Origin of the sequence: Gracilibacillus dipsosauri (genome assembly GCF_003176895.1) — a bacterium.
GTDB lineage: Bacteria > Bacillota > Bacilli > Bacillales > Amphibacillaceae > Gracilibacillus > Gracilibacillus dipsosauri.
Genome location: NZ_QGTD01000005.1, coordinates 51,656 through 64,378 on the forward strand (window position 1 = coordinate 51,656; position 12,723 = coordinate 64,378).

The 12,723-nt window shown below is 37.2% G+C and carries 12 protein-coding genes, 1 other RNA gene and 1 pseudogene; 5 read left to right on the top strand and 9 right to left on the bottom strand.

Annotated elements, in window-relative coordinates:
• Positions 1–141: 141 nt before the first annotated feature.
• Complete coding sequence (locus DLJ74_RS04375; RefSeq protein WP_109983510.1) at positions 142–426, bottom strand: hypothetical protein; 285 nt, start codon at positions 424–426, stop codon at positions 142–144.
• 187 nt (positions 427–613) lie between these two features.
• Here DLJ74_RS04375 and DLJ74_RS20360 point away from each other — a divergent pair, with 187 nt between their 5' ends.
• Positions 614–763, top strand: a complete 150-nt coding sequence (locus DLJ74_RS20360; protein ID WP_181397428.1) for a hypothetical protein — start codon at positions 614–616, stop codon at positions 761–763.
• 38 nt (positions 764–801) lie between these two features.
• Here DLJ74_RS20360 and DLJ74_RS04380 read toward each other — a convergent pair whose 3' ends face one another.
• Complete coding sequence (locus tag DLJ74_RS04380) at positions 802–1,368, bottom strand: CBO0543 family protein (protein ID WP_109983511.1); 567 nt, start codon at positions 1,366–1,368, stop codon at positions 802–804.
• A gap of 212 nt (positions 1,369–1,580) precedes the next feature.
• Between DLJ74_RS04380 and DLJ74_RS20710 the strand changes: the two are divergent.
• Positions 1,581–1,760: pseudogene (locus DLJ74_RS20710) on the top strand (site-specific integrase); the annotation flags it as partial.
• A gap of 62 nt (positions 1,761–1,822) precedes the next feature.
• Here the strand turns inward: DLJ74_RS20710 and ssrA are convergent.
• From ssrA to secG, 5 genes are all read right to left on the bottom strand, one after another.
• Positions 1,823–2,185, bottom strand: a transfer-messenger RNA (tmRNA) gene (gene ssrA / locus DLJ74_RS04390).
• A gap of 114 nt (positions 2,186–2,299) precedes the next feature.
• Positions 2,300–2,761 (bottom strand): SsrA-binding protein SmpB, encoded by a 462-nt coding sequence (gene smpB / locus DLJ74_RS04395; protein WP_109983512.1) that lies wholly within the window; start codon positions 2,759–2,761, stop codon positions 2,300–2,302.
• Between the two features lie 94 nt (positions 2,762–2,855).
• Positions 2,856–5,135 carry a ribonuclease R gene (rnr, locus tag DLJ74_RS04400; RefSeq protein WP_109983513.1) on the bottom strand — a complete coding sequence of 760 codons (2,280 nt, stop codon included), beginning with the start codon at positions 5,133–5,135 and terminating at the stop codon, positions 2,856–2,858.
• Positions 5,136–5,166: 31 nt separating this feature from the next.
• Complete coding sequence (locus tag DLJ74_RS04405; RefSeq protein WP_109983514.1) at positions 5,167–5,907, bottom strand: alpha/beta hydrolase; 741 nt, start codon at positions 5,905–5,907, stop codon at positions 5,167–5,169.
• A 242-nt stretch (positions 5,908–6,149) separates the two neighbouring features.
• Positions 6,150–6,380, bottom strand: coding sequence for a preprotein translocase subunit SecG (gene secG / locus DLJ74_RS04410; protein ID WP_054859929.1), 231 nt, complete (start codon positions 6,378–6,380; stop codon positions 6,150–6,152).
• Between the two features lie 142 nt (positions 6,381–6,522).
• On the opposite strand from secG, the gene DLJ74_RS04415 reads away from it, so the two are divergent.
• The 3 genes from DLJ74_RS04415 (at position 6,523) to ptsP (ending at position 9,602) form a co-directional block, all read left to right on the top strand.
• Complete coding sequence (locus DLJ74_RS04415) at positions 6,523–7,470, top strand: alpha/beta hydrolase (RefSeq protein WP_109983515.1); 948 nt, start codon at positions 6,523–6,525, stop codon at positions 7,468–7,470.
• 139 nt (positions 7,471–7,609) lie between these two features.
• The gene (locus DLJ74_RS04420) at positions 7,610–7,879 is read left to right on the top strand and encodes a phosphocarrier protein HPr (protein ID WP_054787040.1); all 270 of its coding nucleotides are present in this window, start codon (positions 7,610–7,612) and stop codon (positions 7,877–7,879) included.
• Between the two features lie 7 nt (positions 7,880–7,886).
• Positions 7,887–9,602 (top strand): phosphoenolpyruvate--protein phosphotransferase, encoded by a 1,716-nt coding sequence (ptsP, locus tag DLJ74_RS04425; protein WP_109983516.1) that lies wholly within the window; start codon positions 7,887–7,889, stop codon positions 9,600–9,602.
• Positions 9,603–9,640: 38 nt separating this feature from the next.
• Here the strand turns inward: ptsP and DLJ74_RS04430 are convergent, their stop codons facing one another.
• Together DLJ74_RS04430 and DLJ74_RS04435 are read right to left on the bottom strand one after the other, a co-directional pair.
• Positions 9,641–11,680, bottom strand: a complete 2,040-nt coding sequence (locus tag DLJ74_RS04430) for an iron ABC transporter permease (RefSeq protein ID WP_109983517.1) — start codon at positions 11,678–11,680, stop codon at positions 9,641–9,643.
• A 4-nt stretch (positions 11,681–11,684) separates the two neighbouring features.
• Positions 11,685–12,677, bottom strand: coding sequence for an ABC transporter substrate-binding protein (locus tag DLJ74_RS04435; RefSeq protein ID WP_054859927.1), 993 nt, complete (start codon positions 12,675–12,677; stop codon positions 11,685–11,687).
• Between the last annotated feature and the right edge of the window lie 46 nt (positions 12,678–12,723).

Here is a 12,723-nt window from a genome sequence, read left to right on the forward strand (position 1 = left end):
CTAGAAAATATTAAATCTAATTCAGTAATCAATTTGTCCATATCCTCTTTTGTAATCACATGTGGAAGGTCTTGTTGGTGGTGCCCTTCCATATTTACATTATTCCCCTTTTTTCATAATCCTTGTTAAAAGTGGTAAATCTTAATAACCTCTTTTTTCTTCAGAAGGCTCTTCGTCAAGATCTGGTTCTTCTTCATCCATGTTATTAGGTATATCAGGTTCATTAGGTTCCCTTACATTACGAGGTTCTGTATCAATATTCGGACCCCTATTATTATTTAAATTATCTCCCTCATTGTTACGAGTAGGCTCATAGTTAACATCTTCCGGTTGTTCATTGATTTCATTGTCATTATCCACGTTACATCCAGTTAATACACTAGTTAAGATCATAGCAGAAAACATTATCGTGATTATTCTCTTCATCATTTATCCTCCTATAGTTTTAAATCATTTTTAATATATACGACTTTTGGATTTTTACTCACTGATTTAGGGAAAATGAATTTCCAAATTAAAATAGTGAGAAAAGATTTCCACACATTTTTTTATTCCTTCCTCACAAATTAAGAAAGGCTTAAAAAGTCAATATCATATTAGGAGGTGAACGTAAATGAGAAACATTCAATGGCTATCTGTACTTGGTTCAATCGGTATAGGTATCGCAGCTTATAATATGATGAATGGCCAAGGTCAAGGAGGACAAATGCAAAAAATGCTTTCTAACGTAACAAATATGACTAATCAAAGTCAAGGTCAATAATACTCCTCGATAAGACAGTCTTTTTGGCTGTCTTCTTATTATGAACGATCAGATTTTTCATGATAACTATCTATTTTACTAAACAAATGCGCTACAAGAAATAGAAATAAAAAAATGAAAAAGTCATAAAAAGTAGGCCAACCTTTTGGATTATAAAAATCAAGGGCATCAAATAAATTCATTCCCACAAAAGCCCCCACTGCTGCAAAAATAACCCCTTTCACTATTGGATGGGAGTTTGGTTTTATTTGCAGAGCAAACATGACTCCAACAGGAGCTAATGCAAAGTGATAAGGAAGAAATAATAATGGTGATATTGGTACGAATTTCATCGGGTATGACCATAATCCATAGGAAATGGCGATAAGATCAATTGATAGGGCTAAAATGATGGTTATAAAACCCCCGAGTAAAAGTCGTCCTGTATTTTTCTTATCCCTATACAAAATCCAAAGTACCCAGGGTAGAATGAATAATATTATACCTAACCACCACTGCCAAGAAAATAAAAACGCATTTAGCACAGCATCTGTTAGCAATTGATTGACTTCCACTAATTGGTCATATGCTCTTTCTGATTGTTCAAGTCCTTCTATAACAGTCAATATCATCACACCTTTTCTAACACTATCATCTGCATTCTATTCTAAGAATATACATTATGATAATAAAGAAGACCCATCACGTCTGGCTATTGTAGTGGGAATAAGGTCAATGGAGGAGCACCACTTTTTTTTATTTTCTCCAATATGAGATATCTTTAGACATTTCACAAGTATACTTTTATTTAGAAAGGTAAAGAGGATTTTCGCCATAGCATTCCAGTTTTTTAATTAATCGAAATGCTATGTCATCAGTGATTGCTCAAAGATTAGGGCACAGCGATGTAGGCACAACATTAAACATTGACAGTCACTTATATCCGAGTACAGAAAAAGAAGCCGTCCTTAAAATGGAAGACGACTTCAAAACTACTCCAATATATAAAATTAATTAAAATGTTATCACGTATGTTACCACCAAATCCAAAAGCTTGTCATATCAAGCCTGAATATGTATTGGTGGAGACGGTGGGAGTCGAACCCACGTCCAAGGATATCGCCACTCAGGCTTCTACACGTGTAGTTGGTAAATTTAAATTCGCTAACTATTTTGCCTACCAACAGGCGTCCTAGTAGCTAGTCTGATTGGTCTCTTCTATCTATCCTCAGACGGTGGATGATAGCGTAGCCCACTGATAAGTGAGACCCTTCAATCTACCACATGGGCGATGATAGGAAGGATCCTTTAGACAGTGCTTACGCAGCTGCTAAAGAGTAATTGTTTTCTTTGCCAGTTATTATTGGCGTTAACGTTTAACGAGACGTAACCTCGACGCGCAACCTGAGCTCGATCTACCCCTGTCGAATCCGTAACGTCCCCTTATAAAAAGAAGATACGGATTAGAGTGATCAAACTCTAATATGAAATTGTTAAGTAAGTTCATTATAACACATGAGTAAGAAAATTCAAGCTACTAACTGTTGGTAATTCGTGTTAAACACGATCTTTTATAGCTCTGTCCATGTCTCGTTTCGCTTGTTTTTGTTTTAAATCTTCACGCTTATCGTATTTCTTTTTTCCTTTACCGAGTCCAACCAAAACTTTGGCAAAGCCATTTTTAATATAAACCTTTAGTGGTACAAGAGAATAACCAGCTTGTTTTGTTTCCCCGATCAGTTTATCAATTTGCTTTCGATGTAATAAAAGCTTACGGGCTCTTGTGGGTTCATGATTATAGCGATTACCTTGCTCGTATGGAGAAATATGCATGTTATTTAAATAAACTTCCCCATTTCTTATGGTAGCAAAACTATCCTTTAAATTTACCTGTCCAGCACGAATGGCTTTTATCTCTGTCCCTTGTAAGACGATACCTGCTTCATACGTATCCTCAATAAAGAAATCATGTCCCGCTTTTCGGTTTTGTGCAATAACTCTTCCTTCATTCTTTGCCATATCTTGTTCCTCCTAATGCTACGTCCCTTTATTGTAACAAAAAAGCGGAAAACATGCTACGTAAAGAAGATAGGAAAGCTCACAGGAAGCCTTCCTATCTCTTTTTCTTTTTGCGACCATTTTTCTTCTTTTTGCCTTTTCCTGTTTTTTGTGCTTTCTTCGCAGTCTTTTTCAAGTCGCCTTTATCTTTTCGAGCATGAATAACCTTTTGTTCTGATTTAGGTCGATTTTTTCTTGGGGCCATTCCAACAATCTCAAAATCAACAGATCTTTCTTCCAAATTCACTTGCGCTACTTTGACTGTTAAGGTATCTCCAACCTGAAAGACATTTCCTGTTCTTTCACCAATCATTGCATAGGCTCGTTCATCAAAATGATAATAATCATCTGTTAGATAACTGACATGGACAAGTCCCTCTACTGTATTCGCTAATTCAACAAAAAGTCCAAAATTAGTAACAGAGCTGATGACTCCTTCAAACTCTTCTCCAATTTTATCCTGCATAAATTCTGCTTTTTTCAGATCGTCAACCTCTCGTTCTGCATCTACTGCAGCCCTTTCTTTCATCGAAGCTTGTCTGGCGATCTCTGGCATCTTTTCCTTCCAATGAGCTCTTGTCTTTCCACCTAACTGATTTTGAATCAAATAAGTTCGAATCAAACGATGGACAATTAAGTCAGGATATCTTCGAATCGGAGAGGTAAAATGTGTGTAAAATTCTGTTGCTAAACCAAAGTGACCGATGCTTTGCGGATCATATTTCGCTTGCTTCATGGATCGAAGCATCAATTTTGAAATAATGATATCCTCTTCTGTTCCTTTTACTTCATCTAATACCTTCTGTAATGCTTGTGGATGAATTTCATTCGAGGTCCCTTTGACAACATAACCAAATCTCGCGATAAATTCGAAGAAGGTTTGCAATTTGCCTGGGTCTGGATCCTCATGAATACGATGAATAAACGGTACATCCATCCAGTGAAAATGCTCTGCAATCGTCTCATTGGCACAAAGCATAAATTCCTCGATTAATCGCTCTCCAACTGATCTTTCACGTATTACAACATCCTCTGCATTGCCTTTTTTATCAACTAATACTTTTGCTTCTTTAAAGTCAAAATCGATCGCACCTCTGCCAAAACGTTTGGAGCGTAATATTTCCGCTAGATTTTCCATATCCTTAAACATAGGAACAAGCGATTGATAGTGTTCGATCACCTCTTCATCGTTATCCACGAGAATTTGATTCACCGCTTTATAAGTCATTCGCTCCGTCGTTTTGATCACCGCTTGAAAAATATCATGATTGACAACTTCCCCTTTTGTGTTAATTTCCATATCACAGCCTAATACTAATCTGTCTACCTGTGGATTCAAGGAGCAAATACCATTCGATAAACGATGAGGAATCATTGGTATAACACGGTCAACTAAGTAAACACTTGTGCCTCGTTCAAATGCTTCCTTATCAATAGGAGAATCTTCCTTAACATAATGGGTAACATCAGCAATATAAACACCTAGCTTATAATTGCCATTTTCAAGCCTAGTAACCGTAACAGCATCATCTAAATCCTTTGCATCTGCTCCATCAATTGTCACAATTGTTTCATTTCTTAGATCTTTTCTATCCTGTAAATCTCTCTCCGAAATCGTCTCTGGAATACTTTCAGCTTGATCCAGTACCTCTTGAGGAAAGTCGATTGCGATCCCATTTTTATAGATAATCGACAAAATATCCATCCCGGGATCATTTTTATGCCCTAATATTTGTATAACCTCACCCTCAGCACTCATTCGTCCTTCAGGGTATTTCGTTATTTCAACAATTACTTTATGACCACTAATGGCACCTTTTGCTTGTCCTTTCGGTACGAAAATATCATTGGGAATTCGCTTATCATCCGCAATCACAAAGCCGAATGCTCCGTTATCCTCATATGTTCCGATAATTTGCTTCGTTTGCCTTTCAATAATACGAACAACAACGCCTTCAGGTCGCTTTCCTGCCTCATCGCTTCGTTCTACACGAACAAAAACAGTATCGCCATTCATGGCAGATTGTAAATCAGTTTGGTTGATATAGACATCATCCATTGATTCTTCTTCTGGGATCAAAAAGGCAAAGCCCTTTGCATGCATTTGAATCGTTCCACGAATTAAGTTCATTTTTTCCGGTAAACCATAACGATTTTTTCTAGTGCGTATGAGTTGTCCACTATTTTCTAATTCATTTAATGTCTTGACAAGATTAGTGAATTCATCTGCTTCACTTAATCCTAATAGTTCTTCTATTTCCTGAACAGATAAAGGCTTCGTTGCATTATTTTGAAAATAATCTAATAGCTCTTGAGATAAATTCTGTCCCTCCATCTAATCACCTCTTTCTTTTTATTATGGCGATTTACCACTTAAGTGATGCGAAAAATTGTGCAATATCTTCATGTAGCTGATCTTTTGCATCACTGAAAGTAATTGCATGCCCTGCATTTGCATACCATTTGATCTCTTTTTGATCTGCTTCAACATTCTCATAAATATAATTAGCACTATCTGGGTTTATCATTTCATCCTTTTCAGCTTGTATTACAAGGGTTGGAGTATACAACATATCTACATTTTCTTTTACCCTTTCAATTGACTCTGCAATTTGCTTAAATAATTCCTTAGAACGTTCTAACAGCTCTCCCATTTCCTCTTGGATCGTTGCTTCATCTTTTCCTTCTAATTGTTTGTAGTCCTTAGCGAATTGTTTAAAACCAATCGTTAATTGCTCTTCATTATCAAAAAACATTGGCGAGCACATGGTTACTACGGCTTCTAGTGGATGAGTACAAGCAAGTCTTAGTGCTAATACACCACCTAGTGATAGACCTGCAACGGCGATTTTTTCGTAGCCTTCACCTTTTAGATAAAGATAAGCATTTTTGACATCCTCCCACCACTGTTCAGCTGTAGCTTCAATTAAGTCTTCTGGGGATTTGCCATGACCACGATATATAGGAGCATAACATGTATAGCCTTTACTATTTAAGAAGCGACCAAGCATTCTTACATCTGCAGAATGTCCAGTAAACCCATGTAATAGTAATACCGCACGCTCGTCTCCTCTAAACATAAATGGTTCTGGTTGTTTTATTTTCATTCTTTTTCACCTCAGGTTTATTATGTTCATTTACTATTATAAGTATAATGATGAAAGTCCACGTTCTTATAGTGTTAGAAAAACTCGTATTCGCTCGTCCTTTGGCGAATACCTGCTTTGCTTATACTTGACACCTTAAAATTTCATCTACGTCAACTATCCTAACGTGCAAAAAAACATCCTTTGCTTTGCCGCAAAGGATGCTCTTCTTTTTGCTTACTATCTTCTCCAATAAAATTGGTTTATAACAGATAGGCAAGGGAAAATGTTAGGATAAAAAACAATGTTCCTGTAATGACTGTTCCACGATGAAGAACTAGATCCATCCCTCTCGCCTTTTGTTTTCCAAATAATTGTTCAGCACCACCTGAAATTGCTCCAGACAGTCCTTCACTCTTACCAGATTGTAATAAAACAAAAACAATTAATACGATTGCATCAATGATGAGCAATGTCATAACAGTTGCTATCATCTTGAAAGCACCCCCTAGACGTACAATTACATAAATACAATGTAGCATAAGTAATAATCATACACAAGTTATTTTACTGAAAATTCATCCAAATTACATGATATGATGGAATTAAGCAGTGTATCGATTGGAGATGATTTACATGAAAAGTAAAAAGTATTGGCTAACAATGAGCGATAATCATTCCGTTTATCTTAGAAAATGGGAGGATGTGGAGACACCGACAGCTATTGTTCAAATTGCTCATGGGATGGCTGAACATATTGAACGATACCACGGGCTCGCACAATTTTTAAATAACCATCAGATCATCGTATATGGCAATGATCACCGCGGACATGGGGAAACAGGTAACCGAGCAAATACACAAGGCTTTCTGGGGAAAAGGAACGGTTTTGATCGAACAGCTCAGGACCTTAAGGAAATAACCTCCTTTATTCGAAACGAACAGCCGGACTTGCCCATTTTTTTACTTGGACACAGTATGGGCTCCTTCCTTTCCCGACGATATTTATCCTTTGCCGATAGGGAGCTTTCGGGTGCCATTTTCATTGGAACATCCTATCAGCCTCCTCTACTATTACATATGGGGAAGTTTCTTGCACGTCTGAATATTGCAATACAAGGAAAAAAAACTCCTGCAACATTCTTAAATAAACTCACATTCGCTAATTATAATAAAAAAACGGAAGCAAATACGGCATTTGATTGGCTGTCGAGTGACAAAGAGATAGTTAAAAATTATATAGAAGATCCATATTGTGGATTTCTTCCATCTAATCAATTTTTTTATGATTTATATGAAGGAATCGGGAAAATCCAAGACAATCGTTATGCTGAAGCAATCGACAAAGAACTTCCACTCTTATTTTTAACCGGTGATCAAGACCCAGTAAGTCAATATAGTCAAGGAATGTTAAAAGCAGTCCATTTTTATCGGAAGGTAGGATTAGAGAATATCACCTATCATATTTTTAAAGATAAACGACATGAATTATTAAACGAAAAAAATAAACAGGAAATTTATCAATACATCTTTACTTGGATTAAGGAGCACATTACTTGTATGGAAACAACTAAGTCATTATAATTAATATAATTGTGCTACTTTAAAGAATTTTTACAAAAAGTTTAAACTTTTATCATAGTATTCTTGAAATATTACCTAGAAAAAGAGTAAAATTAAAAGGTAGCAATACATTAATTAATTCCTTAGGAGGTTTTTAACTATGGCAGTAGAAAAAACAGTAACAATCACAGATGAAACAGGAGTTCACGCTCGTCCAGCGACAGTACTTGTGAATAAAGCGGGAAGTTTCTCCTCTGATATGACGTTAGAATATAATGGAAAATCTATTAACTTAAAATCGATCATGGGTGTTATGTCCCTCGGTATTCCACAAGGCGCTGAGATTAAGATTATTGCAGATGGATCTGACGAGCAAGAAGCTGTCGATGCAGTAGTAGATGTGATTAAATCAGAAGGACTAGGAGAGTAATCTTTACATGAGTAACTTAAGTGGTATAGCAGCATCAAATGGAATTGCCATTGCGAAAGCATACAAGCTGGCAGTTCCTGATCTGTCTTTTGAGAAGCAGACAGTCCAAGATACAGACAACGAAATCAATCGTTTAACAGAAGCACTTGAAATATCAAAAACAGAGTTGGAGAAAATTAAAGAGCATGCTCGCGCATCATTAGGAGAAGAGCATGCAGAAATCTTTTCTGCCCACTTGCTTGTGTTAAGTGACCCTGAATTGATTAATCCGATAAAGGATAAAATCAGCACAGATCAAGTTAATGCAGAGTTTGCTTTAGATGAAACAGCGCAAATGTTTATTCAAATGTTCGAAAGCATGGATAATGAATACATGAGAGAAAGAGCTGCTGACATTAAAGACGTTACAAAACGTGTAATGGCTCATTTATTAAATGTATCTTTTCCGAATCCTGCATTAATTAATGAAGAAGTCATTGTGATTGCAGAGGATCTCACACCATCTGATACGGCACAATTAAATAAACAATTTGTTAAAGGCTTTACAACTAATATCGGTGGAAGAACTTCTCACTCAGCAATTATGGCAAGATCTTTGGAAATACCAGCTGTTGTTGGTACAAAGGAAATAACCACACAAGCAGCTGCAGGCGATATTTTAATTATTGATGGGATTGATGGAGAAGTCATCATTAACCCTTCCAATGATGAGATGGAAAAGTATGAAAAGAAACAAGCAGATTTTGAAAAACAAAAAGAAGAATGGGCAAAGCTAAAGGATGAGCCTACGGTTTCTTCTGATGGTACACACGTTGAGCTTGTTGCTAACATTGGTACACCTGAAGATGTGGAGGGTGTGAAGAACAATGGTGGCGAAGGTGTAGGGCTCTATCGTACAGAGTTTTTATATATGGGGAAAACAGAGCTTCCTACAGAGGAAGAGCAGTTTGAGGCCTATAAATCCGTTCTTGAGCAAATGGGAGACAAGCCTGTTGTCGTTCGAACATTAGATATCGGTGGCGATAAAGAATTACCATACTTAGAACTACCGGAAGAAATGAATCCATTCCTAGGCTTTCGTGCGATTCGTCTATGCTTAGAGCGCGATGATATTTTCCGGACACAATTGCGTGCATTGTTACGTGCAAGTACGTACGGGAATTTAAAAATCATGTTCCCAATGATTGCAACATTAGATGAATTCCGTCAAGCAGAAGCCATTTTATTAGAAGAAAAAGATAACCTTATTACGGAAGGTGTAGAGGTATCTGATTCGATTGAAATTGGTATTATGGTAGAAATTCCTTCGACAGCGGTAATTGCTCGTCAATTCGCTAAAGAGGTAGATTTCTTTAGTATTGGAACTAATGACTTGATTCAATACACTTTAGCAGCTGATCGTATGAATGAACGAGTGAGCTATTTATATCAACCATATCACCCAGCAATCTTAAACCTTGTTAACAATGTGATTGAAGCAGCACATGCTGAAGGTAAATGGGCTGGAATGTGTGGAGAAATGGCCGGAGATTCGATTGCAATTCCAATTCTCTTAGGTTTAGGATTAGATGAATTTAGTATGAGTGCAACCTCTATTTTACCTGCTCGTACCCAAATTAAACACCTATCCAAAAAAGAATTAGCTACTTATAAAGAGCAGCTTCTTAGCATGAATACAGCAGATGAAGTAGAAGAATTTATCCGAAGCAAAACGAATCAGTAATAGAAAAAGCGACTTGTCCAATCGACAAGTCGCTTTTTTTAGATTTTTATTTTATTGGATCGATGCATTAACCACAAAAAATACGGTGCACCGATAATCGCAATGATAATCCCTGTTGGTATCTCCTTTGGAACAAGTAAAGTACGACTAAGGACATCAGCAATCATGAGGAATATTCCTCCCAACAAGGCTGTGGTGATAAATAAGTTTTTATGGGCAGGTCCTAGTAAGATCCTTGCCATATGTGGGGCGATCAATCCAACGAATCCAATCGTACCAACTGTTGCTACACTACTAGCGGCAATGATTGTTGCCAGCAGTGCTAATAAAAACCTCGTTTTTACAACATTCAATCCCAATCCTTTTGCTGTGTCATCTCCTAAAGCCAATGTATGAATACGATCACTCACTAGGTAAACAATTGGAATGAAGACAATGAGTGGACCTAATAAATAATATCCTAACTCTGACCAGCCTTTCGCATAAGTCGTTCCTGCTAACCAGGTTAAAGAGGAAGCTACAGCCATTTCTGAGTTAACAACAATAATTTGAATAATCGCTGAACCAAATGCGGAAATACCAATACCTAAAAGAGCTAATAAGGTAGGTTGGAATTCGGACCGATAGGCAAGCATCATGACAATGAGAAAAGCAATAATAGCTCCTATAAAAGCCCCCACTGGCACCCATGTAGCTGTTATTGATCCAAAATAGATAAATAGTAATGCCCCAACCCCTGCACCTGAGGTTATCCCAATGACGGATGGATCTGCTAAAGGATTTCGAAGCACTCCTTGAAAAATATACCCACTGATGGCAAGTAATATCCCGCTTACAAAAGCAACCAGCAATCTGGGCAAACGAAAATCGATCGCCATATTACGAATAAACGGATCGTGATTAGAAAAGATCGATTTTATCGTTTGTACAACTTGAAATCCTTCATTTCCTGTAGATATACCAACTAAAACAGTAATCATACAAAGGAATAAGAGGACTGGAATAACCATTTGCTGAAATCTTTTATTGTTGACTGCTCCAACAAGTACTCCTGTTTCCTTACCACTATAGCTACGATTCTTTCTCCGCATAATAAGCCAAATAAGCCAAGGTGCTCCAATGAATGCAGTAATCGCCCCAACTGGTAGCTCAGAAAAGCTTGGATCGATTATTCTTGCCAATACGTCTGCACCTAACAGCACATTTGCTCCCCATAAAAAGGAAGCAAGCAGAATGGAAAGATGTTTTCGAAAGCCTAATAGCTTGATTAAATGTGGGGCTATGATTCCAACAAAGCCAATAGGGCCAACTACGCTTACCGTGACAGCAGTTAAAAAAACTGCTAGCATCACTGTTATGATCCTTAGTCTGTTCGTCTTTTGACCAAGTCCTGTTGCTACTTCTTCCCCTAGTAGAAAAATATCTAATGACTTTGCTATCGATAATGTGGCAAGTAACCCACATAGAACAAATGGGAGTGCAAATTGGACGCCTTCCCAATTGTTTTGTACAAGTGTACCAGATCCCCATAAAAATAAACCAGCTGTTTCGTTTTCGAAAAAGATTTGAAGTAAGGAGGTAAAGGCAGAAAACATCATCGTAATAACCATTCCTGCTAATACCATTTTAACAGGATTTGAGCTATTAATACCTGCAAGTATATAAACTAAAATAGCAGTTAATACCCCACCTAGAAATGCGACAAATAAGCCATTTAATCCTGCAACAGTCGTAAAAAATACACTAGCAAAAACAACCGCAAAATACGATCCCGCATGGATTCCAAGTGTACCTGATGAAGCTAATGGATTTTTCGTAATGGTTTGTAATAGACTACCAGATACCGCTAACGCACCACCTGCTAAAATTCCTATAATAGCTCGTGGCAATCGCAAAAAACGTACCGTATGATGTGCCAGGTCATCCTTTGGTTGAAAGATGGCTTCTAATATGACGGAGGGAGCAATAGAAACACTGCCCTGATTTATATGTATAAATAACAATAGAAGCAAAAGGACGGTTCCTCCCCCAAAGGTCAGAACCGTTGTCCAAATATAATGTTTTTCCCATCTTGTCATATGATCACTTCGCTTGTACTAGAGCTTCTTTAATCTGATTAGCAAATACTTCTGCTGACAATGGCCCGCCAAATGTCCATGTACTACCAGGAAGCTGGTGGGTCCGATTTTCTTTCACAAATTCTAACTCCTCCCACGCTGGGTTACCTGCTAACTGATTGGTAAATATATTATCATCCTCTTGTACAATATAGAAAAAATGAGCATCCTGAGCAGTTTGTAATGCTTCTACACTTGTTTCATCATACCCATAAAGCTGGAATCCGTCTGATTGATAAGCATTTTCTAAGCCTATCTTTGTCATAATTTCCGTTGCCATCGCATTATCCTTGAACAAACGGATTACGGGTGTATTATCAGAGCTATAGGCTTGTGATAAAACAAATTGCTTATTATCAATATTTGCTTCTTTTATCTCTGTGCTTGCTGTTTCATAAGCTTTGTCTAAATCGGACAATACTTGATCTGCTTCTTCTTCCTTTTGTAAGGCTTTAGCTATTTCTTGAAAGGTCGTTTCCATTTCTTTATATTGGGTTCCTTCTCCTTCTTCTGGATATGGATTAAATGCCAATGTTGGTGCAATATCCTTTAGACTATCTAATATTGCTTCATGACGGAAGCTAGCTGTGATAATCAAGTCTGGCTCCAATGCTCGAATCGCTTCTAAATTAGGTTCCTGTCTTGTACCAACATCTTGAATATCTTCGGAAAGCTTTGGTTCAATATTCACCCAATCCTTATATCCCTCGATATCTGCCATTCCTACTGGCTGAACACCAAGTGCTAATAAATCCTCTGCATAAACCCACTCTAAAACAACAATTCGCTCAGGTACTCCATTAATTGGCTGTTCACCATAATAATCATTGACCGTGATCTCCGACATATCTTCATTCTCTTTCTTATCAGATGAGGAATTTTCCTCCCCACTATTTCCACAAGCAACGAATAGGATACTAATTGTACTCAACATGAATAAAAGCAATATTTTCTTCATAAAGACTGACCCCTTTTATGTATAATATATAATTGATAAAGATTAT